The sequence below is a fragment of the Anoxybacillus ayderensis genome, assembly GCF_013761015.1.
GTDB lineage: Bacteria > Bacillota > Bacilli > Bacillales > Anoxybacillaceae > Anoxybacillus > Anoxybacillus ayderensis.
Map to the genome: position 1 here is coordinate 1 of NZ_JACDUV010000008.1, position 22193 is coordinate 22193.

21 protein-coding genes, 1 rRNA gene and 1 riboswitch are annotated in these 22193 nt (G+C 43.3%); of the genes, 19 read left to right on the forward strand and 3 right to left on the reverse strand.

The genetic code is table 11. The annotated features are described in order from the left end of the window. A 5S ribosomal RNA gene (gene rrf, locus HNR63_RS11530) occupies nucleotides 1-95 on the forward strand; the annotation flags it as partial. A gap of 128 nt (nucleotides 96-223) precedes the next feature. Here the strand turns inward: rrf and HNR63_RS11535 are convergent. Further along, nucleotides 224-613: an Hsp20/alpha crystallin family protein gene (locus tag HNR63_RS11535; protein ID WP_181520801.1), complete on the reverse strand. Its 390-nt coding sequence runs from the start codon at nucleotides 611-613 to the stop codon at nucleotides 224-226. A gap of 152 nt (nucleotides 614-765) precedes the next feature. Next, nucleotides 766-867, forward strand: a riboswitch (purine riboswitch). Between the two features lie 108 nt (nucleotides 868-975). On the opposite strand from HNR63_RS11535, the gene purE reads away from it, so the two are divergent. The 12 genes from purE to purD all read left to right on the forward strand — a co-directional run bounded on the left by purE (nucleotide 976) and on the right by purD (nucleotide 13619). Then, on the forward strand, nucleotides 976-1464 hold the full coding sequence (gene purE / locus HNR63_RS11540) for a 5-(carboxyamino)imidazole ribonucleotide mutase (protein ID WP_181520802.1): 489 nt from the start codon (nucleotides 976-978) through the stop codon (nucleotides 1462-1464). Further along, complete coding sequence (purK, locus tag HNR63_RS11545) at nucleotides 1448-2596, forward strand: 5-(carboxyamino)imidazole ribonucleotide synthase (protein ID WP_181520803.1); 1149 nt, start codon at nucleotides 1448-1450, stop codon at nucleotides 2594-2596. Before purE ends, purK begins: the two co-directional genes overlap by 17 nt. After that, nucleotides 2593-3888: an adenylosuccinate lyase gene (purB, locus tag HNR63_RS11550; RefSeq protein WP_009360741.1), complete on the forward strand. Its 1296-nt coding sequence runs from the start codon at nucleotides 2593-2595 to the stop codon at nucleotides 3886-3888. The genes purK and purB overlap by 4 nt, the downstream gene beginning before the upstream one ends. A 66-nt stretch (nucleotides 3889-3954) precedes the next feature. Continuing rightward, entirely contained in the window at nucleotides 3955-4677 is a 723-nt protein-coding gene (gene purC, locus HNR63_RS11555) for a phosphoribosylaminoimidazolesuccinocarboxamide synthase (RefSeq protein WP_085789452.1), read from the forward strand. Then, entirely contained in the window at nucleotides 4665-4919 is a 255-nt protein-coding gene (gene purS / locus HNR63_RS11560; RefSeq protein ID WP_021095152.1) for a phosphoribosylformylglycinamidine synthase subunit PurS, read from the forward strand. Before purC ends, purS begins: the two co-directional genes overlap by 13 nt. Beyond that, a complete protein-coding gene (purQ, locus tag HNR63_RS11565) occupies nucleotides 4916-5602 on the forward strand; it encodes a phosphoribosylformylglycinamidine synthase subunit PurQ (RefSeq protein ID WP_085789451.1) in 687 nt (228 codons plus the stop codon). The genes purS and purQ overlap by 4 nt, the downstream gene beginning before the upstream one ends. Then, nucleotides 5586-7808, forward strand: coding sequence for a phosphoribosylformylglycinamidine synthase subunit PurL (purL, locus tag HNR63_RS11570; protein WP_085789450.1), 2223 nt, complete (start codon nucleotides 5586-5588; stop codon nucleotides 7806-7808). The genes purQ and purL overlap by 17 nt, the downstream gene beginning before the upstream one ends. Further along, nucleotides 7784-9211 (forward strand): amidophosphoribosyltransferase, encoded by a 1428-nt coding sequence (gene purF, locus HNR63_RS11575; protein WP_085789449.1) that lies wholly within the window; start codon nucleotides 7784-7786, stop codon nucleotides 9209-9211. Before purL ends, purF begins: the two co-directional genes overlap by 25 nt. Then, on the forward strand, nucleotides 9174-10211 hold the full coding sequence (purM, locus tag HNR63_RS11580; RefSeq protein WP_021095156.1) for a phosphoribosylformylglycinamidine cyclo-ligase: 1038 nt from the start codon (nucleotides 9174-9176) through the stop codon (nucleotides 10209-10211). The genes purF and purM overlap by 38 nt, the downstream gene beginning before the upstream one ends. Next, a complete protein-coding gene (gene purN / locus HNR63_RS11585) occupies nucleotides 10208-10810 on the forward strand; it encodes a phosphoribosylglycinamide formyltransferase (RefSeq protein WP_181520804.1) in 603 nt (200 codons plus the stop codon). Before purM ends, purN begins: the two co-directional genes overlap by 4 nt. Then, nucleotides 10788-12323 (forward strand): bifunctional phosphoribosylaminoimidazolecarboxamide formyltransferase/IMP cyclohydrolase, encoded by a 1536-nt coding sequence (gene purH / locus HNR63_RS11590; RefSeq protein WP_181520805.1) that lies wholly within the window; start codon nucleotides 10788-10790, stop codon nucleotides 12321-12323. The genes purN and purH overlap by 23 nt, the downstream gene beginning before the upstream one ends. 15 nt (nucleotides 12324-12338) lie before the next feature. Continuing rightward, nucleotides 12339-13619: a phosphoribosylamine--glycine ligase gene (gene purD / locus HNR63_RS11595; protein ID WP_181520806.1), complete on the forward strand. Its 1281-nt coding sequence runs from the start codon at nucleotides 12339-12341 to the stop codon at nucleotides 13617-13619. Here purD and HNR63_RS13950 read toward each other — a convergent pair. Both HNR63_RS13950 and HNR63_RS11600 read right to left on the reverse strand, forming a co-directional pair. After that, nucleotides 13582-13686: an EYxxD motif small membrane protein gene (locus tag HNR63_RS13950; RefSeq protein WP_343047747.1), complete on the reverse strand. Its 105-nt coding sequence runs from the start codon at nucleotides 13684-13686 to the stop codon at nucleotides 13582-13584. The two genes, purD and HNR63_RS13950, sit on opposite strands and share 38 nt — an antisense overlap. A gap of 50 nt (nucleotides 13687-13736) precedes the next feature. After that, the gene (locus HNR63_RS11600; RefSeq protein WP_042888228.1) at nucleotides 13737-14000 is read right to left on the reverse strand and encodes a YgaP family membrane protein; all 264 of its coding nucleotides are present in this window, start codon (nucleotides 13998-14000) and stop codon (nucleotides 13737-13739) included. A gap of 85 nt (nucleotides 14001-14085) precedes the next feature. On the opposite strand from HNR63_RS11600, the gene HNR63_RS11605 reads away from it, so the two are divergent. The 6 genes from HNR63_RS11605 (at nucleotide 14086) to ligA (ending at nucleotide 22192) form a co-directional block, all read left to right on the forward strand. Beyond that, nucleotides 14086-15828 carry an adenine deaminase C-terminal domain-containing protein gene (locus HNR63_RS11605; protein WP_181520807.1) on the forward strand — a complete coding sequence of 581 codons (1743 nt, stop codon included), beginning with the start codon at nucleotides 14086-14088 and terminating at the stop codon, nucleotides 15826-15828. A gap of 34 nt (nucleotides 15829-15862) precedes the next feature. Then, a complete protein-coding gene (locus HNR63_RS11610) occupies nucleotides 15863-16885 on the forward strand; it encodes a DUF3048 domain-containing protein (protein WP_181520808.1) in 1023 nt (340 codons plus the stop codon). Between the two features lie 10 nt (nucleotides 16886-16895). Further along, nucleotides 16896-17213 carry a YerC/YecD family TrpR-related protein gene (locus HNR63_RS11615; RefSeq protein ID WP_006323616.1) on the forward strand — a complete coding sequence of 106 codons (318 nt, stop codon included), beginning with the start codon at nucleotides 16896-16898 and terminating at the stop codon, nucleotides 17211-17213. 62 nt (nucleotides 17214-17275) lie between these two features. Next, nucleotides 17276-17971 carry a heptaprenylglyceryl phosphate synthase gene (gene pcrB, locus HNR63_RS11620; protein ID WP_181520809.1) on the forward strand — a complete coding sequence of 232 codons (696 nt, stop codon included), beginning with the start codon at nucleotides 17276-17278 and terminating at the stop codon, nucleotides 17969-17971. A gap of 43 nt (nucleotides 17972-18014) precedes the next feature. Next, complete coding sequence (pcrA, locus tag HNR63_RS11625) at nucleotides 18015-20180, forward strand: DNA helicase PcrA (RefSeq protein WP_181520810.1); 2166 nt, start codon at nucleotides 18015-18017, stop codon at nucleotides 20178-20180. A gap of 5 nt (nucleotides 20181-20185) precedes the next feature. Then, nucleotides 20186-22192, forward strand: coding sequence for an NAD-dependent DNA ligase LigA (gene ligA, locus HNR63_RS11630; RefSeq protein ID WP_181520811.1), 2007 nt, complete (start codon nucleotides 20186-20188; stop codon nucleotides 22190-22192). Nucleotide 22193: the final 1 nt, after the last annotated feature.

The following is a 22193-nucleotide window of genomic DNA, read 5'->3' on the forward strand; positions in this document are numbered from 1 at the left end:
TCACACCCGTTCCCATCCCGAACACGGAAGTTAAGCTCTCCAGCGCCGATGGTAGTTGGCGGGACACCGCCTGCGAGAGTAGGACGTTGCCGGGCGGACATAGCAAGTTAGAGAGCATCTCCATTTTGTTCTCTAACTTTTTTTGTCCATGTATTTGCGTTTAACGCTTTTACAATCCTCTCCCCCATAGTGAAGAGCTAACCGATATTGGTTAGCTCATTTTTTATTTAATTTCCACTTTTCTTTTTATATGATCGGGAACGAGGCGATGAAGATGAATAAAAAGTAGCCCATTCTCGTATACAGCGTCGACTTTTTCTCCTACAGGGAAAGGAAGTTGCATGACTCGCTCAAACGGTCCTTGTGTAATGCCTTCTTCAATTAATTCAAACCCTTCAAAATGTAATTGAACGTTCGCTTTGATTTCTAACGTATTATAATGAATATATACTTCCGCATCGTGTACATCCTCTAAACCTGGGATTGCAACGATGACGAGTAATTCGTTTTCACGACGATACATATTGATGCCAGGTGTATGAGAAGAAAAAGCGTTTGATGAATTCCAAAAAGGATTAGAAAAAAACGCTTCCCACTGCTTCGTCCAGTCCATAGTTTTCCTCCTTTCTCTTTTTCTTTTTACTATACGATACAATAAATAAAATGGTGATTTTTAAGTAAAAACCGAACATTAAATATTTCATTTTTAAAAATGTTCGATTTTGTGTTGACATCCATTAAAAATGGTTGGTAAGATGAAAGTAAGTGAATACGTTATGGAACCCTCATATAATTTTGGGAATATGGCCCGAAAGTCTCTACCCAATAACCGTAAATTATTGGACTATGAGGGAAAGGATCTTATTGGCTTTTTTCACCCCATGGGCGAAATATGTCCAGAACGATGCTTTCCCTTATTATCGAGGGCATCGTTCTGGATTTTTTTCTGAATGATAAAAAGAGGTGAAAATATAGATGCAGTCACTTGTAGCTGTTATTATGGGCAGTCAGTCAGACTGGGAAACGATGCGTTATGCGTGCGATATATTAGAAGAGTTACATGTTCCGTTCGAAAAAAAAGTTGTTTCAGCCCATCGTACGCCAGACTATATGTTTGCATATGCCGAATCAGTGGAAGAGCGCGGAATAAAAGTGATCATTGCTGGAGCGGGCGGGGCTGCACATTTACCGGGAATGGTAGCAGCAAAAACGACGCTTCCTGTCATTGGGGTACCAATAAAATCCCAGACGCTCAACGGTTTAGATTCTTTACTCTCCATTGTTCAAATGCCAGGTGGAGTGCCAGTAGCGACAGTGGCAATCGGAAAAGCAGGTGCGATAAACGCAGCGTTGCTTGCTGTTTCGATTCTTGGAACGTATGAGCCAACGTATATGGAAGCATTGCGCAAGCGACGTGAAGCGATTCGAAAACAAGTGATGGAAAGTAGTGATCAGCTTGAATAAAACGATTGTTCCAGGTCAAACGATCGGTATTATTGGTGGAGGACAACTAGGAAGAATGATGGCGATTGCGGCAAAAGAGATGGGATTTTTTGTGGCAGTACTCGACCCTACCCCACAATCTCCGTGTGCTCAAGTAGCTGATATTGAAATTGTTGCTTCATATAGCGATGAAGAAGCGTTACATCAATTAGCTGAAATAAGTGATGTCGTTACGTATGAGTTTGAAAACATTGATGCCGACGCATTAAAACGGTTGGCAAAGAAGGGATACGTGCCGCAAGGAAGCGAGTTGCTTGCTATGACACAACATCGCTGGAAAGAAAAACGAGCCGTTCAGTCTGTAGGCTTACCTGTTGCGCCTTATCGTCTCGTACTTAAAGAAGAAGGATTAGAAGAAGCGATTCAAGAGATTGGTATTCCATCTGTGTTGAAAACGTGTCGGGGTGGATATGATGGGAAAGGGCAAGTTGTCATTCGTTGCTTAAATGATATAGGTACCGCACGTTCGCTTTTAACTTATGGTGAGTGTGTATTGGAAGCATGGATACCGTTTGTAAAAGAGTTATCCATTATCGTTGCCCGAAATGTTTCTGGTGAAATGGCGCTTTTCCCTGTCGTTGAAAACATTCATCGCGACAACATTTTGCATGAAACAATTGCTCCTGCCCAGGTTAGTCGTTCAATTATCGAACAGGCAGAAACATATGCGAAACAGTTAGCAGAAGCGTTCCAACTCGTTGGCACGTTAGCAATTGAAATGTTTTTGACAAAAGACGGACAATTATATGTTAACGAACTTGCCCCTAGACCGCACAACTCAGGTCATTATACAATAAACGGTTGTATCACATCGCAATTTCAACAACATATTCGTGCTGTGTGCAATTGGCCGCTTGGCAGTACGAAATTATTAAAACCTTCAATTATGGTCAATATTTTAGGAGAACATGTTGACGACGTGATCCGAAACATCGATCAATTTCGTGATGCTCATGTTCACTTTTATGGAAAAAAAGAAGCGAAGCCGAAGCGGAAAATGGGGCATATCACGTGGTTAGTTGACGATGTCGATGAGGTGCAACGAAAAATAGACGAATTTGCGATTTGGACAGATCGGAGGATGAACGTATGATTGAACGTTACACAAGACCGGAAATGGGAGCGATTTGGACGGAGGAAAACCGTTTTCGTGCTTGGTTAGAAGTCGAAATTTTAGCGTGTGAAGCATGGGCAGAATTAGGTGTCATTCCGAAAGAAGATGTGGAAAAAATTCGTCAACATGCATCATTCAACATTGAACGTATTAAAGAAATTGAAGAAGAAACGCGCCATGATGTCGTTGCCTTTACGCGTGCCGTATCAGAGACGTTAGGAGAAGAGCGAAAATGGGTACATTACGGCCTTACATCTACGGATGTCGTTGATACAGCATTATCGTATTTACTAAAACAAGCAAATGAAATTTTATTGCGCGATTTAGAAAATTTTATTGCGGTATTAAAAGAGAAGGCGATCGAACATAAATATACGGTTATGATGGGACGGACACACGGTGTGCATGCTGAACCGACAACGTTCGGATTAAAATTGGCGCTTTGGTATGCAGAAATGGAGCGAAATTTGGAACGTTTTAAGCAAGCGGCGGAAACCGTGCGCGTTGGAAAAATTTCTGGTGCGGTTGGCACGTATGCAAACATTGATCCGTTTGTCGAACAGTACGTATGTGAAAAACTTGGCTTACAGCCTGCACCAATTTCAACGCAAACATTGCAGCGTGATCGTCATGCGCACTACATGGCGACGCTCGCTTTAATTGCGACATCCATTGAAAAATTTGCAGTTGAAATTCGCGGATTACAAAAAAGTGAAACGCGTGAAGTGGAAGAATTTTTTGCAAAGGGACAAAAAGGCTCATCAGCTATGCCGCATAAGCGCAATCCGATCGGTTCAGAAAACATGACAGGCATGGCGCGCGTCATTCGCGGCTATATGTTAACTGCCTATGAAAATGTACCGCTTTGGCATGAACGCGACATTTCACACTCGTCTGCGGAGCGTATTATTTTACCGGATGCAACGATCGCTCTAGACTACATGCTTCATCGTTTTACAAACATTGTGAAAAACTTGACGGTATTCCCTGAAAACATGAAGAAAAATATGGATCGTACCCTTGGACTTATTTATTCGCAGCGCGTATTATTGGCGCTTATTGATACAGGGATGACGCGCGAGGAAGCATATGATCTTGTACAGCCGAAAGCGATGGAAGCGTGGGAAAAACAAGTGCCGTTCCGCTCGTTAATTGAAGCAGACGAAGTAATTACAAGTCGTTTAACAAAGGAACAAATCGCAGATTGCTTTGATTACAACTATCATTTAAAACATGTTGATACGATTTTTAGCCGACTTGGTTTGCAGTAGGTAAGGCAGATTGCCTTACCTATATATAAAAAGTTGCTAATATTCTGGATAAATGGGGGAGAGAACATGGAAAAGCAACACCTTCTATATGAAGGAAAAGCGAAAAAAGTGTATGCAACAAATGAAAAAGGGGTATTATGGATCGAATATAAAGATGAAGCCACGGCATTTAACGGTGAGAAAAAAGCAACGATTGCTGGAAAAGGGAGATTAAATAACGAAATTACGAGTTTACTATTTTCCTTGTTGCATGAAGCGGGTGTGAACAATCATTTTATTCGTAAAATATCTGACACCGAACAGCTTGTGCGACAAGTGACGATTATTCCCCTCGAAGTTGTTGTCCGCAATATTGTCGCCGGTAGTCTAGCGAAACGAATCGGTCTTCAGGAAGGGGCCGTCATCGAGAAGCCGATTGTAGAATTTTACTACAAAAATGACGACTTAGGCGATCCTCTATTAACAGAAGATCATATCGCTCTGTTGCAGCTTGCTTCCCCCGATGAGCTTGTGCACATGAAGCAAATGGCGTTCCGCGTGAACGACATTTTAACTTCTTTATTTCGCTCGTGTGACTTACAGCTTGTCGATTTTAAATTAGAGTTTGGAAAAGATGAAACGGGGGCGGTGTTGCTAGCGGATGAAATTTCCCCAGATACGTGTCGATTATGGGATGTACACACGAAAGAAAAATTCGATAAAGATGTATTTCGCCGCGATTTAGGCGACTTAACAGAAACATATACGAAACTTTTACAACGATTAGGAGGATTATCATGTATAAAGTAAAGGTGTATGTCACATTGCGTGAAAACGTATTAGATCCACAAGGCAATGCGGTAAAAGGAGCGCTTCATACGTTAAACTACTACGAAGTGCAAGACGTACGAATCGGAAAGTTTATGGAGCTAGTAGTGGAAAAAAGTGACCGCGATATTGATACAGTCGTGAAGGAAATGTGCGAAAAACTGTTAGCGAATACGGTCATTGAAGATTATCGCTATGACATTGAGGAGGTCGTCGTGCAGTGAAATTTGCGGTCGTTGTATTTCCGGGCTCTAATTGCGATGTTGACATGTATCATGCGATTGCGGACGAATTAGGGGAAGACGTCGAATACGTTTGGCATGATGCCCATTGTTTAGATGAGTTTGATGCGATTCTTTTGCCAGGTGGTTTTTCATACGGAGATTATTTACGATCTGGAGCGATTGCGCGCTTTTCTAACGTAATGAAAGCGATCAAAAAAGCAGCAGATGAAGGAAAACCGATTTTAGGTGTATGTAACGGATTTCAAATTTTACTCGAAGCGGGTCTTCTTCCAGGGGCAATGCGACGCAACGATACGTTAACGTTTATTTGTCGTCCAGTCAAACTTCGCGTTGAAAATAACGAAACGATGTTTACATCACAATACGAACGCGGGGAAGTGATTACCATTCCGATTGCGCACGGGGAAGGAAACTATTATTGTGACGAACAAACGTTACAACAGCTTATTGCCAACAATCAAATTGTTTTTCGATATGAAGGAGAAAATCCAAACGGTAGCTTACAAAACATTGCAGGGATTGTGAATGAAAAAGGAAATGTACTTGGGATGATGCCGCACCCTGAGCGTGCTGTTCATGAACTGCTTGGCGGAGCTGACGGGCTAAAACTGTTTCAATCAATCGTGACATATTGGAGGGACGCACATGTCGTTACTACTTGAACCAAGTCCAGCAATGATTAAAGAACAAAAATTGTATCGAGAAATGGGGTTAACGGACGAAGAATTTGCGATGGTTGAACGCATCCTTGGTCGTCTCCCGAATTATACGGAAACAGGCATTTTTTCTGTGATGTGGTCGGAACATTGTAGCTATAAAAACTCGAAACCTGTATTAAAGAAGTTTCCAACGGAAGGAAAACATGTATTGCAAGGGCCGGGAGAAGGGGCAGGTATTGTAGATATTGGAGATGGATTAGCCGTTGCATTTAAAATCGAAAGCCATAATCATCCGTCTGCGATTGAGCCGTATCAAGGGGCGGCGACGGGCGTTGGGGGCATTATTCGCGATGTGTTTTCGATGGGGGCGCGACCAATTGCGTTATTAAACTCGCTTCGCTTTGGGGAATTAACGTCACCGCGTGTGAAATATTTATTTGAACGCGTTGTCGCAGGCATTGCTGGATACGGAAATTGCGTTGGCATTCCGACAGTCGGTGGTGAAGTACAATTTGATGCTGCATATGAAGGAAATCCACTTGTGAATGCGATGTGTGTTGGGCTCATCCGGCATGAAGATATTCAAAAAGGAATTGCTGCAGGCGTTGGAAATACGGTCATGTATGTCGGTGCGAAAACGGGACGTGACGGCATTCATGGAGCGACATTTGCATCCGAAGAATTAACGGAACAATCTGAACAAAAGCGTCCAGCTGTTCAAGTCGGGGATCCGTTTATGGAGAAATTGCTTCTTGAAGCTTGTTTGGAAGTCATTCATTCCGATGCGCTCGTCGGCATGCAAGATATGGGGGCGGCAGGTTTAACAAGTTCGTCAGCGGAAATGGCAAGCAAAGCTGGCTCTGGAATCGAACTGAACTTAGATCTCGTTCCACAGCGTGAAACAGGAATGACGCCGTATGAAATGATGCTATCTGAATCGCAAGAGCGCATGCTTCTCGTTGTTAAAAAAGGTCGCGAACAAGAAATGATAGATGTGTTTGCGAAATATGGGCTAGAAGCGAAAGCGATTGGACGCGTAACCGATGACCATATGTTGCGCTTGTATCACCGCGGAGAAGTCGTCGCAGAAATTCCGGTTGATGCACTAGCTAAAGATGCTCCTGTATATTATAAGCCATCGAAAGAACCGGCGTATTATCGCGAGTTTCAGACGATGGAATACGTACCGATCATTCATAACTATGAAGAAACATTGCTTGGGTTATTAGGTCAACCGACGATTGCAAGCAAACAATGGGTATATGAACAATACGACTATATGGTTCGAACAAACACAGTTGTTGCGCCAGGATCTGACGCAGCCGTTTTACGTATTCGCGGCACGAATAAAGCGTTAGCGATGACGACCGATTGTAATTCTCGCTACGTTTATTTAAATCCAGAAGTCGGTGGAAAAATTGCGATTGCGGAGGCAGCACGCAACATCGTTTGTTCAGGGGCTCAGCCACTTGCTGTCACGGATTGCTTAAATTTCGGTAATCCGGAGAAACCAGAAATTTTTTGGCAACTTGAAAAAGCAGTAGAGGGAATGAGCGAAGCGTGCCGTGTACTTGAAACGCCCGTGATTAGTGGAAATGTATCGCTTTATAATGAGACGAACGGCGAAGCGATTTATCCGACACCGATTGTCGGCATGGTGGGCGTCGTTGAACATATTAGCCATATTACGACACAAACATTTAAACAACCTGGCGACTTGATTTATGTCATTGGGGAAGCTAAGCAAGAATTTGGCGGGAGCGAGCTACAAAAATGGTTAACAGGCCGCATTTTTGGTAAAGCTCCAACGATTGATTTACACGTTGAGGCGACAAGACAACGACAGCTTCTTACCGCCATTCGGGCGGGAGTTGTGGCCTCCGCTCACGATGTATCAGAAGGTGGCCTAGCGGTTGCCCTTGCGGAATGTTTAATCGACGCACAAGGTTTAGGCGCACATGTGACGATCGGTGGCGATGTTGTTTCTGAACTGTTTAGTGAAACGCAATCACGCTTTGTTGTTTCTGTGAAAAAAGAACATCAACAAACGTTCGAACAACTCGTTCAAGCAGTATGTATCGGGGAAGTGACAAATGACGAAACGCTTCATGTGACAAGTGGAGATGCATGCATTCTCCACGTCTCAGTAGAAACGATGCGAAATGTATGGAAAGGAGCTATTCCATGCTTGCTGAAATCAAAGGATTAAACGAAGAGTGTGGGATTTTCGGTATTTGGGGACATGAGGAAGCAGCGACGTTAACGTATTACGGGCTGCATAGTTTACAACATCGCGGGCAAGAAGGTGCGGGCATTGTCGTTGGAGGAAACGGAACGCTCCAGTTTCATAAAGGCCTCGGTTTAGTGACGGAAGTGTTTAGTCGCGGAGAGTTAGAAAAACTAACGGGCATGGCTGCTATCGGCCACGTCCGTTACTCTACTGCAGGTGGGGGCGGATATGCGAATGTTCAGCCGCTTTTGTTTCGTTCGCAAGGTGGTAGTTTAGCGCTTGCGCATAACGGAAATTTAGTGAATGCCGATGAATTACGCTTTCGTTTAGAGCAACAAGGGAGCATTTTTCAAACGACGTCTGATACCGAAGTGCTTGCTCATTTAATTAAGCGCAGCGGCGAACCAATTTTAAAAGAACGAATTAAAGAAGCGTTGACGCATTTACGTGGCGCTTTTGCTTTTCTCATTTTGACGGAAACAGAAATGTATATCGCTCTTGATCCACATGGTTTCCGTCCTTTATCGCTTGGGCGCTTAGGTGAGGCATACGTTGTAGCATCGGAAACGTGTGCGTTTGATGTCATTGGTGCCACATATGAGCGAGAAGTGGAGCCGGGAGAACTCATTATGATTAACAAACAAGGGATTCGTTCTGAGCGTTTTGCTCCGAGGGTTTCTCGCTCCATTTGTAGCATGGAATATATTTATTTCGCTCGTCCTGACAGCAACGTGGATGGCATTAACATTCATACAGCACGGAAAAATCTCGGGAAGCAGCTAGCATTTGAAGCACCTGTTGAAGCCGATGTTGTTACAGGTGTACCGGATTCGAGCATTTCGGTGGCAATTGGCTACGCGGAAGCGACAGGCATTCCGTATGAATTAGGGCTCATTAAAAATCGTTATGTTGGTCGGACGTTTATTCAACCGTCTCAAGCACTTCGCGAACAAGGGGTAAAAATGAAATTATCGCCTGTTCGTGGAGTTGTAGCCGGTAAACGAGTTGTGATGGTTGATGATTCAATTGTGCGTGGAACGACGAGCAAGCGCATCGTACGTATGCTTCGAGAGGCAGGGGCGACGGAAGTGCATGTGCGCATTAGCTCACCGCCGATTACGCATCCATGTTTTTATGGGATCGATACGTCAACAAAAGATGAGCTTATTGCTGCTAGACACACGATTGAAGAAATTCGTCAGCTTATTGAAGCGGATTCCCTCGCATTTTTGAGCAAAGAAGGACTTTTGCAGGCGATTGGAAGATCAAACGATTCAGCAAACTGTGGACAATGTTTAGCTTGTTTCACTGGACAATATCCGACAAGGATTGGAGGGGAGCACGTTGGCGCATGCGTACAAACAAGCCGGAGTGAATATTGAAGCTGGGTATGAAGCAGTAGAACGAATGAAAAAACATGTCGCTAAAACTGCCCGAATCGGTGCATTAGGAAGTTTAGGTGGTTTTGGAGGAATGTTTGATCTATCTTCGCTCGGTTATAAGCAACCTGTCCTTGTATCAGGAACGGACGGAGTTGGGACGAAGTTGATGATTGCGTTCGCTTTCGATCGGCACGATACGATCGGAATAGACTGCGTAGCCATGTGTGTAAATGATATTGTCGTACAAGGGGCGGAGCCTCTTTTCTTTCTCGACTACATTGCTTGCGGAAAAGCAGTGCCAGAAAAAATCGAGCATATTGTAAAAGGAATTGCCGATGGCTGCGTCGAAGCAGGGTGTGCGCTCATTGGAGGAGAAACAGCAGAAATGCCGGGCATGTATGCTGAAGATGAATACGATGTAGCAGGTTTTGCGGTTGGAGTAGTAGAAAAAGAAAAATTAGTGACAGGAGATACGATTGTTCCTGGCGATGTGTTGATCGGTTTAGCTTCGAGCGGTTTGCATAGCAACGGCTATTCGCTCGTGCGAAAAATTATAAAAGATGCGAACTTGCAATTGGATCACGTATATGAACCATTTGCTCGCCCGCTTGGCGAAGAACTATTAACCCCTACGCGCATTTACGTTCGAGCGGTGCGCGAAGCGTTAAAACAATTTCATATAAAAGGGATGGCACATATTACAGGTGGCGGTTTTATCGAAAACATTCCACGCATGTTACCAAACGGATTGCAAGCTGAAGTCGATTACGGTTCATGGCCCATTCCAGCCATTTTTAACTTTTTACAACAACACGGACAGCTACAACGAATGGAAATGTTCAATATTTTTAATATGGGTATCGGTTTTGTGTTAGCTGTCGATAGCGACATCGTGCCAGATGTTGTGCAGTTGCTTGAATCGTGCGGAGAGAAAGCGTATATCATCGGTCGAATAAAAGAAGGATCGGGTGTATCGTTTGCTGGAGGAAAAGTGGAATGAAGCGAATAGCCATTTTTGCCTCAGGAAGCGGAACGAATTTTCAAGCAATTGTTGACGCAGTAAAAAAAGGAGAAGTGCAAGCGGAAGTTGCGCTTCTCGTATGTGACTGGCCGCATGCAAAAGTGATTGAACGAGCGATTCGTGAACACGTTCCGTTGTTTGTTTTTAACCCTAAACAATATGAAACGAAGCAGCAGTTTGAACGTGAAATTTTAAAACAACTACAGCAAAAAGAAATTGAATGGATCGTTCTGGCTGGTTACATGCGACTGATCGGTTCAACGCTTTTGCAGGCGTATCCAAATAAAATTGTAAACATTCATCCGTCTCTTTTACCGGCGTTTCCGGGTAAAGATGCGATCCGTCAAGCGTATCGTTACGGTGTGAAAGTGACAGGGGTGACGGTGCATTATGTTGATGAAGGAATGGATACAGGACCGATCATTGCTCAACAAGCGCTATACATTTATGATGGGGAGCCATTAGAAAGCGTTGAGCGCCGCATTCATGAAATAGAACATACGTTGTATCCACAAGTCATTCAACAATTGTTGACGGAGAAAGGGAGTACAAATCATGAAAAAACGAGCGATCATTAGCGTATCAAATAAAAAAGGAATTGTTACGTTTGCTAAACAACTAGTTGAGTTAGGTGTTGAAATTATTTCAACGGGCGGAACGAAGCGCGTATTAGCGGAGCATGGCATTCCGGTCGTCAGCATTTCTGACGTGACAAACTTCCCGGAAATTTTAGACGGACGTGTGAAAACACTTCATCCAAACATTCACGGTGGACTGTTAGCTGTTCGGGATGATGAAACGCATAAAAAACAGTTGCAAGACCATGCCATTACGCCAATCGACTTTGTTGTTGTCAATTTATATCCATTCCAAGAAACGATCGCAAAGCCGAACGTGCCGTTTATGGAAGCGATTGAAAATATCGATATTGGCGGTCCGACTATGCTGCGGGCAGCGGCAAAAAACCATGCTTATGTCACAGCTATCGTCGATCCTACTGACTATGAGTTAGTCATCGAACAGCTAAAACAATATGGCGAAGTATTGCTTGAGACGAGACGGGCATTAGCTGCGAAAGTATTTCGCCATACAGCAGCATATGATGCGATGATTGCGCAATATTTGACGAACATTGTTGGAGAAACGTATCCGGAAACGATGACGATGACGTTTGTGAAAAAACAATCGTTACGATACGGTGAAAATCCGCATCAAACGGCTGCATTTTACGAAAAACCGCTCAGCTCACCGTTTTCTATTGCAGCAGCAAAGCAGTTGCATGGAAAAGAACTGTCGTACAACAACATTAACGATGCGAACGCAGCGCTACAAATTGTTGCAGAATTTGTCGAGCCAGCAGCGGTGGCGGTGAAGCATATGAATCCGTGTGGAGTAGGTGTCGGTGAAACGATTGCGGAAGCGTTTCAAAAAGCTTATGAGGCTGATCCGACGTCGATTTTTGGCGGCATTGTGGCGTTAAATCGTGAAGTTGATGAACAAACGGCTGCGAAGTTAAACGACATCTTTTTAGAAATCGTTATCGCCCCGTCATTTACAGAACAAGCGCTAGAAATTTTAACAAGGAAGAAAAACATTCGTTTGTTAACTGTTGATTTCCAAGCAGAGCGGAAACAAGAGCCGTTTATCGTATCGGTGCGCGGCGGATTGCTCGTCCAAGACGAAGATACATATACAATTGATGATGCAACGCTGCAAGTCGTGACAGAAAGACAACCGACCGAGGAAGAATGGGCGAATTTAACGTTTGCTTGGCGTGTGGTGAAGCATGTCAAGTCGAATGCGATTGTGTTAGCAAAAAACGGAATGACGATTGGTGTTGGAGCTGGACAAATGAACCGTGTGGGAGCGGCAAAAATTGCGATAGAACAAGCGGGTGAGCATGCGAGAGGCGCTGTATTAGCCTCTGATGCTTTTTTTCCGATGAGCGATACCGTTGAGGCCGCTGCACAGGCGGGAGTGACTGCGATTATTCAGCCAGGTGGCTCGATTCGTGATGAAGATTCCATTCAAAAAGCAAATGAATATGGAATTGCAATGGTATTTACAGGGGTTCGTCATTTTAAACATTAAAGGAGGCGACAACGGATGAAAGTGCTCATTATCGGACGTGGCGGTCGCGAGCACGCGCTTGCATGGAAAGTATCGCAAAGTCCACGTGTGAATCATGTATATGTGGCGCCTGGAAATGACGGAATGAAATCGATTGCTACGTGCGTTCCAATTTCAGAAACTGATGTCGAAGCGCTCGTACAATGGGCGAAAAGAGAGGCGATCGATTTGACGATCGTTGGTCCAGAAGCACCGCTATTAGCTGGTATTGTCGATCGTTTTGAAAGGGAAGGATTGCGCATTTTTGGTCCGAAACAAAAAGCCGCATTAATTGAAGGAAGCAAAGCGTTTGCGAAAGAACTGATGAGAAAATACAACATCCCAACCGCAAATTATGCGACGTTTACAAATTACGAGGAAGCTGTTCATTATGTGCGCGAACAAGGGGCTCCGATTGTCATTAAAGCGGATGGGCTTGCAGCAGGAAAAGGTGTAACGGTAGCGATGACGATCGACGAAGCGCTTCATGCGTTGCATGATATAATGGTCGCAAAAAAGTTCGGTGAAGCTGGTACACAAGTTGTTATTGAGCAATATTTACAAGGTGAAGAATTTTCACTTATGGCGTTTGTGCATAGTGAACACGTGTATCCGATGGTTATTGCGCAAGACCATAAGCGTGCGTTTGATGGCGATCAAGGACCGAACACAGGGGGGATGGGCGCCTATTCTCCTGTTCCGCAAATAAGTGAACAAACTGTTTATGCAGCAATTGAAACAATTGTAAAGCCGACAGCGAAGGCATTAATACAAGAGGGGTGTGCATTTACAGGATTTTTATATGCCGGATTAATCGCAACAGAGGAAGGACCAAAGGTAATTGAGTTTAATGCGCGATTTGGTGATCCAGAAGCGCAAGTCATTTTACCGCGGTTAAAAAATGATCTTGCTGAAGTAATCGTTTCGCTTTTAGAAGATCAACCGATTACATTACATTGGAGCGATGAAGCAACCGTTGGGGTTGTTTTAGCGGCGAAAGGATATCCTGAGCAATATGAAAAAGGCGCTGTTATTCGAGGGCTTGAACAAGTAACGAAAGCGCAAATTTTCCATGCTGGCACGAAGCATATAAACGATGAGTGGGTAACAGATGGGGGACGAGTGCTCCTTGTTGTTGCGAGTGGAAAAACATTAAAAGAAGCACAACGTCTTGTGTACGAAGAAATGCAACATATTGAATGCGATCAACTGTTTTATCGGCGTGATATTGGCCATAAAGCTATCGCGCACGTCGCTTGCGAACATATACAAAACTAAGCGCAACGAGGCTGCCGATTAAAAGAATAAGAATGAAAAGCGTATCTGTTATATATTCAGCAATCATATTCGTTCTCTCCTTTTTTACCCCCTTGTACGTATACAAGGGGGTTATTGTTACGAAGGGTTGACTGGTTCAATCGGAATCGCTTTTTCGTTCTTATCGTTGTGATCACATTGGCATTGATACCGTTCAAATAACGCCATGACAGGACAGAAACGAACAATACCTTCCGCAATTTTCATTGCAGCGAGCATGATGACCCATATATACGATTCGCGCCACGGCTTGCGAGAAAGACTTGCTGTTGCCCAAGCAAGCATTGTAAACCCGAATGTAATGCGAATCATCGCGTTAATGACACCGATGTTTTGTTTCATGTGAATCCTCCTTTTTGTTTGTGAAATTCGCTTTCATCCGTTAAAATGTGTATAGATGATGGTACGATTTAGGAGGAAAGCGATCATGATGGAAAAACGATATCGATGGAAAAGTGAACAAATTCGCAAACACGTTGCGATAGTTGACGGAAAGCAAGCGCCAACAAAAGTGTTAATGAACGCAACATATTTACATCCATACATACGTCAATGGGTGCAAGGGAACGTATGGATTTGCGACGACCGAATTGTGTACGTCGGTCCAAATAAACCGAAGCAATTAGATTCATGTGAAGTCATCGACTGCAAGAATCAAGTGCTCGTTCCTGGCTATATTGAGCCTCATGCTCATCCGTTTCAGTTATATAATCCCCAAACGCTTGCTGAATATGCAGCGCAGTTCGGTACGACAACACTGATTAACGACAATTTATTTCTTTTTTTACAGTTGACAAAAAAGAAAGCGTTTTCTTTTTTGTCCGCTATGGAAAAACAACCGGTGACGATGTATTGGTGGTGCCGACTTGATCCCCAAACAGAAATGGAAGGAGAAGAACATCTTTTTTCATATAAAAACATGAAAGGATGGCTTGAAAATGATGCGGTGTTACAAGTCGGTGAATTGACTGGATGGCCAAAACTGTTAGAAGGGGACGATTTCGTTCTCCATTGGATGCAAGAGGCGAAAAAACTTGGTAAAAAAGTGGAAGGTCATTTTCCCGGCGCCTCAGATCGTACGCTGACGAAAATGAAGTTATTTGGGGCGGATGCTGATCATGAATCGATGACCGGAAACGATGTGTATAAGCGATTAATGCACGGGTATACCGTATCATTGCGCCATTCGTCCATCCGACCGGATTTGCCGACATTGCTTAAAGAGATGAAACAATTCGGTATTCATCATTACGATCAATGCATGTTTACAACAGACGGATCGACGCCTGCCTTTTATGAAAAAGGATTGATCGACGAAATGATTCGCATCGCATTGCAAGAAGGAGTACGTGACATTGATGCATACAGCATGGCCACATGGAACATCGCTCGTTATTACAATATCGATCATTTGCACGGAAGCATTACGCCAGGGCGCATTGCGCATATTAACATTCTTGAACATGCGTCAAATCCGACACCGATCTCTGTTTTAGCGAGCGGACAGTGGGTCAAACGTGATGGTGTACCTGTCTCTGCTTTTTCAGCCGTTGAATGGGACGTACATGGTCTTGCGCCGCTCTCTTTATCTTGGGATTTACAGATGGATGATTTGCAATTTTCGATGCCATTAGGGATGTACATGGAAAACTCAGTCATTATTAAGCCATATTCGATTTCTATTGATACATCTGCTAATGAGTTATCAACCGATCACGATGAAAGTTTTTTAATGCTTATTGATCGTCACGGAAAATGGCGTGTAAACACCGTATTAAAAGGATTTGCGACACATGTGCAAGCACTTGTTAGCTCGTATTCAAATACAGGAGATATTCTTTTGATCGGAAAAAGTAAACGCGATTTATTGGTTGCATTTGAACGGATGAAACAAATGGGAGGCGGCATTGTGTTATGTGAACACGGGGAAGTCATCCACGACATTTCCCTTCCATTAGGCGGATTAATGTCACCGAAGCCGATGAAAGAGCTAATAGAAGAAGAAAAAACGCTTGGAGAGTTGTTGCGAGCGCGTGGCTATACGTTTGCTGACCCGATTTACACTTTGCTCTTTTTATCGTCGACACATTTACCTTACATTCGCATCACACCAAAAGGAATTTACGATGTGATGCATAAAACAGTACTCTTTCCAACAATAATGCGTTAAAATATAAAAGGGACGAAAACGAAAGGTTGGGTTCATGTTGCGGCGATTATTTTTTCTATTTATGATCATGGCGGTGTTTTTGTTTAGCATCGGATGTCAACGTACAGAGTCCAATGTAAAAGAAAACAAGTCCCCACCGACAACAGTCGAACAGGAAAATAAAAAAGAAACAAAGGAAACATCATGGACGTTTCCGTTAACAGGCATGCCAACGAATGAAAAAACGATGCAACGAGCTGTGGCGGTGATGATTAATAACTATCCTGCCGCACGACCTCAATCGGGATTACACAAAGCAGATATCGTATATGAAGTGCTTGCGGAAGGAGATATTACACGGCTGTTAGCCATTTATCAAAGCGAGCAACCTGAAATCATTGGCCCTGTTCGAAGCGCAAGAGATTACTTTATTCAATTAAGCAATGGCTTTCATGCTTTATATGTCTGTCACGGATGGAGTCCAGAGGCGCAGACGTTGTTAAAGTCTGGTGCTGCGGATTATGTCAATGGACTGTTTTACGATGGAACATTGTTTTGGCGAGATCGCACACGAAAGGCACCGCACAACTCGTACATTTCCTTTGAAAATATTAAAAAAGGTGCTGAAAAAAACGGCTACGCGTTCGAAGAAGAAGTCAGATCGCTACCATTTTTCACAAACGATTTGACAAACGCTGTAAAAGCGACGAATATTGATGTGGTGTACTCTAAACGATCGTATGCTCACGTTCATTATGCGTACGACGGAACGAAATATGTTCGTTCGAGCGGTGGAGAGCCGACAGTGGATCGGGAGACGAATACACCGATTGCGGTAGAAAATGTGTTCGTCATTGAAGCGACGCATCAAATTATTGACGACTATGGTCGAAGAGACATTGACTTTACATCAGGTGGAAAAGGGTATTTATTTCAAGAAGGAACGGTGCAGGAAGTGGAGTGGAAAAATATTGACGGACGCCTCCTTCCTTATAAAGACGGTGTTCCGCTCGGATTTACCCGAGGAAAAACGTGGATTCAAGTCGTTCCGGACTTAAAGCAAGTACAATATGAATAGGGGGACGTATATGCAAATTAATAAATTGCGAGGCAGAGAGCTTGACCAATTATTTCGCGCGATTTTGTCATTGAAAGATTTAGAAGAATGTTATCGTTTTTTCGATGATTTATGTACCGTCAATGAAATACAAGCGCTTGCGCAACGGTTGGAAGTAGCTCGCATGTTGCGCGAAGGATATACGTATCATAAAATTGAAACAGAAACAGGGGCAAGCACAGCGACTATTTCGCGCGTAAAACGTTGCTTAAACTACGGAAATGATGCGTATGCGATGGCACTCGATCGCATTTATAATGAACAACAAGAGGAGGCTGGCTCACAATGAGTCAGCTTCTTTTTACGATTTTTTGTTATGATTTTTGTTATAATGAGATGAGGTGAAAAAACATGAATGAGATAACAACATGGCGCCATGTGTTTAAATTAGATCCGAATAAAGAAATAACAGATGAACAATTAGAACAAGTATGCGAATCAGGAACGGATGCGATCATTGTTGGCGGAACAGACGGTGTGACGCTTGAAAACGTCATCGATTTGCTTGCGCGCGTGCGCCGTTTTTCCGTTCCATGTGCATTAGAAGTATCAAATATTGAGGCGATTACACCTGGGTTTGACTATTATTTCATTCCAATGGTGTTAAATAGCCGTGATCTGACTTGGTTAATTGATTTGCATCACGAAGCGGTCAAACAGTTTGGTGACTTAATTAATTGGGAAGAACTGTTTGTTGAAGGGTATTGTATTTTAAATGACGAATGTAAAGCGGCATCATTAACAAGTGCACGAACGAATGTAACAGAAGAAGATGTTATTGCGTATGCTCGAATGGCGGAACATATGTACCATTTTCCAATTTTTTATATGGAATATAGCGGGCGATACGGAGATGTGGCGCTTGTAGAGAAAGTGAAACGGACGCTAGAAGGCACACGTTTGTTTTATGGCGGTGGCATTCATACACCTGAACAAGCGAAAGAGATGGCGATGTGGGCCGACACGGTTGTTGTAGGAAATGCGATTTATACAAATTTACAAATGGCGTTACAAACAGTCGAAGCGGTAAAAGGAAAATCGGCATAAATGGAGAATAAAAAAGAGAACATATGTTTTGGTGGTGAAAAAAATGAGTATGTCAGCACATATGCTGTTGGAAGGATTAAATGAAAAACAAAAAGAGGCTGTGAAAACGACGGAAGGTCCGCTTTTAATTATGGCGGGGGCAGGAAGTGGAAAGACGCGCGTGTTAACGCATCGCATCGCTTATTTAATGGCGGAGAAAGATGTTGCTCCATGGAACATTTTAGCGATTACATTTACAAACAAAGCAGCGCGTGAAATGAAAGAACGTGTAGAACGAATCGTTGGAAAGCAAGCGGAAGATATATGGATTTCTACGTTTCACTCGATGTGCGTTCGCATTTTGCGACGCGACATCGATCGAATCGGCATTCATGCGAACTTTTCCATTCTGGATCCAACCGATCAATTATCCGTGTTAAAACATATTTTAAAAGATCGCAATATTGACCCGAAAAAATATGATCCACGTGCGCTTTTAGGTACAATTAGCAGCGCGAAAAACGAATTGATAACGCCAGAAAAATATGCCGACCAAGCGGCAAGTCCATATGAGAAGCTTGTCGCGGATGTGTATAAAGAATATCAAAAGCGATTGTTGCGCAATCATGCCCTTGATTTTGATGACTTAATTATGACGACGATTCAACTATTTCAACGTGTTCCGGAAGTGTTGGAATATTATCAACGAAAGTTTCAGTACATTCATGTCGATGAATATCAAGATACGAACCGCTCGCAATATTTGCTCGTGAACATGCTTGCGAAACGATTTCAAAACTTATGTGTGGTCGGCGATTCTGATCAATCGATTTATCGTTGGCGCGGTGCCGATATTAGCAACATTTTATCGTTTGAAAAAGATTATCCGAACGCCAAAGTCATTTTGCTTGAGCAAAATTACCGCTCGACGAAACGTATTTTACAAGCAGCCAATGCAGTTATTGAGCATAACACGCAACGAAAACCGAAAAAGCTTTGGACGGAGAATAGCGAGGGACATGCGCTTGTGTATTATGAGGCGATGACGGAAGTAGATGAAGCGCAATTTGTCGTTGGAAAAATTAAAGAATATGTCGATGCAGGAAAACGAGCGTATAAAGATTTTGCTGTTTTATATCGAACGAATGCGCAATCGCGCGTGCTTGAAGAAATGTTATTAAAGGCGAATATCCCATATAAAATTGTTGGCGGTTTAAAATTCTATGACCGAAAAGAAATTAAAGATATTTTAGCTTATTTGCGCTTAATTGCGAATCCGAATGATGACATTAGTTTTACACGCATTATTAACGTTCCAAAACGCGGCATTGGGGCATCAACAATTGATAAAATTGCAGCATATGCTTCTAGCCGAGGAATATCGATGTTTGATGCGCTCGGTTCTATTGAAGAAATGGGAATTAGCGCTCGCATCGCTGCACCGCTCGTGCAATTTCGCGAACAAATTCATCATTGGAGCCAAATGCAACACTATTTATCCGTCACGGAGCTTGTCGAAGATGTGCTCGACCGTTCAGGTTATCGCGATATGCTTCGTGAAGAAAAAACGTTAGAGGCACACAGTCGACTTGAAAACATTGACGAGTTTTTATCAGTTACTCAACATTTTGAACAAGTAAACGAAGATAAGTCACTTGTTGCTTTTTTAACGGACTTAGCGCTTGTTGCGGATATCGATCAGCTTGATAATGATAATGAAGGGCAAACAAACGATGCGGTTGTTTTAATGACACTTCATTCTGCAAAAGGATTAGAGTTTCCTGTCGTCTTTTTAGTCGGACTCGAAGAAGGGATCTTCCCGCATAACCGCTCATTAAACGATGAAGATGAAATGGAAGAGGAACGACGTTTAGCGTATGTTGGCATTACGCGTGCGGAAGAAGAGCTCTTTTTAACGCGTGCGCATATGCGTACGTTATTCGGGCAAACGCATGTTAACGCCCCATCTCGTTTTATTGATGAAATTCCTGAAGAGCTCATTGAATATGCACATAAACGAGTGAAACAACAGGCGACATCTCAACGTTCATCTACCGTTTCGCAAGGAGGATGGCGCGTAGGAGATAAGGTGAGCCATAAAGTGTGGGGCATTGGGACAATTGTGCGCGTAAAAGAAAGCGATGGTGATCAAGAGCTGGATGTCGCTTTTTCAAGCCCAATTGGCATTAAACGACTATTGGCGAAATTTGCTCCGATTACGAAAGTGTAGAAAGGATGAAGAACGTGGCACAACACGACGTTGAAAAGCAAATTGCCGAATTGCGCCAACAAATTGAGAAATATAACTATGAATATTACGTATTAGACAAACCTTCTATTTCTGATGCCGAGTACGATGAATTAATGAGAAAATTGATCGAGTTAGAGGAACAATATCCACAATATAAAACACCGGATTCTCCGTCGCAACGCGTTGGCGGAGCGCCGTTAGAAGCGTTTGCAAAGGTGCTTCACCGCGTGCCGATGCTTAGTTTAAGCAATGCTTTTCATGAAGGGGATTTACGAGATTTTGACCGCCGTGTGCGCCAAGAAGTTGGTGACGTCCGTTACGTATGTGAATTGAAAATTGACGGTTTAGCCGTATCGCTCCGTTATGAAAATGGCTATTTCGTACAAGGAGCGACACGCGGAGATGGAACGACTGGAGAAGATATTACGGAAAATTTAAAAACGATTCGCTCATTGCCGCTTCGATTGCGTAAACAAGTGTCGATTGAAGTGCGTGGGGAAGCATATATGCCACGAAAATCGTTTGAAAAGTTAAATGAAAAGCGCAAAATGAACGGAGAAGAATTGTTTGCTAATCCGCGCAACGCGGCAGCTGGCTCGCTTCGTCAACTTGATCCAAAAGTCGTTGCGTCCCGTCAGTTAGATATATTTGTATATCATGTCGTCAATGCAGAAGAGCTCGGATTCGTTTCTCATAGTGAGTCGCTTAATTATTTAGACGAGCTCGGATTTAAAACAAATCCAACGTGGCAAGTATGCGAAACGATAGATGATGTACTTTCTTACATTGAACAGTGGCATGAGCGACGCGCGTCATTGCCGTATGATATTGATGGAATCGTCATTAAAGTAGATGCGTTTGCGCAACAAAAGCAACTAGGAGCGACAGCGAAAAGTCCACGCTGGGCCATTGCTTATAAATTTCCGGCTGAAGAAGTTGTGACACAACTTGTTGATATTGAGCTAAGTGTCGGTCGAACAGGTGTGGTCACTCCAACAGCTATTTTGCAGCCTGTGCGTGTGGCAGGTACGATTGTACAGCGTGCATCGCTCCATAATGAAGACTACATTCGTGAAAAAGATATTCGTCTTGGCGATTACGTCGTCATTAAAAAAGCGGGCGATATTATTCCAGAGGTTGTGCGTTCATTGCCAGAGCGGCGAACGGGACAAGAGAAGCCGTTCGATATGCCAACGCATTGCCCAGCATGCGCGAGCGAACTCGTTCGTCTTGATGATGAAGTCGCGCTTCGTTGCGTCAATCCGCAATGTCCGGCACAAATTCGAGAGGGACTTGCCCATTTCGTTTCACGCCAAGCGATGAATATTGACGGATTAGGCGAAAAAGTGATCGCTCAACTATTTGAACACGGTCTCGTTCGTAGCGTGGCGGATTTGTATACGTTAACGAAAGACAAACTTGTCGCGTTAGAACGAATGGGGGAAAAATCAGCAACAAACTTACTGCAAGCGATTGAAACATCGAAACAAAATTCACTTGAGCGCTTATTGTTCGGGCTTGGTATTCGCCATGTGGGCGCAAAAGCGGCAAAAACGTTAGCGGAGCATTTTGAAACGATGGAACGTCTTCAACAAGCGACGAAAGAAGAACTGACAGCCATTCATGAAATTGGTGAAAAAATGGCGGACTCAATTGTGACGTATTTTTCAAAAGAAGAAGTAAAGCAATTGCTTGAACGTTTGCGAGCATATGGCGTCAATATGACATATAAAGGTGCGAAACGGACGGCGGATATAAGCTCAACGTTTGCTGGGAAGACGTTTGTTTTAACAGGCACATTACAATCAATGTCGCGGAGCGAAGCAAAAGAGAAAATTGAAGCACTAGGTGGAAAAGTGACAGGAAGTGTCAGTAAAAAAACGGACGTTGTCGTTGTAGGTGAAGACGCTGGATCAAAATTAGAAAAAGCGAAACAGCTTGGCATTACGATTTGGGATGAAGCGCGTTTTCTTCAAGAAATACAACAATAAA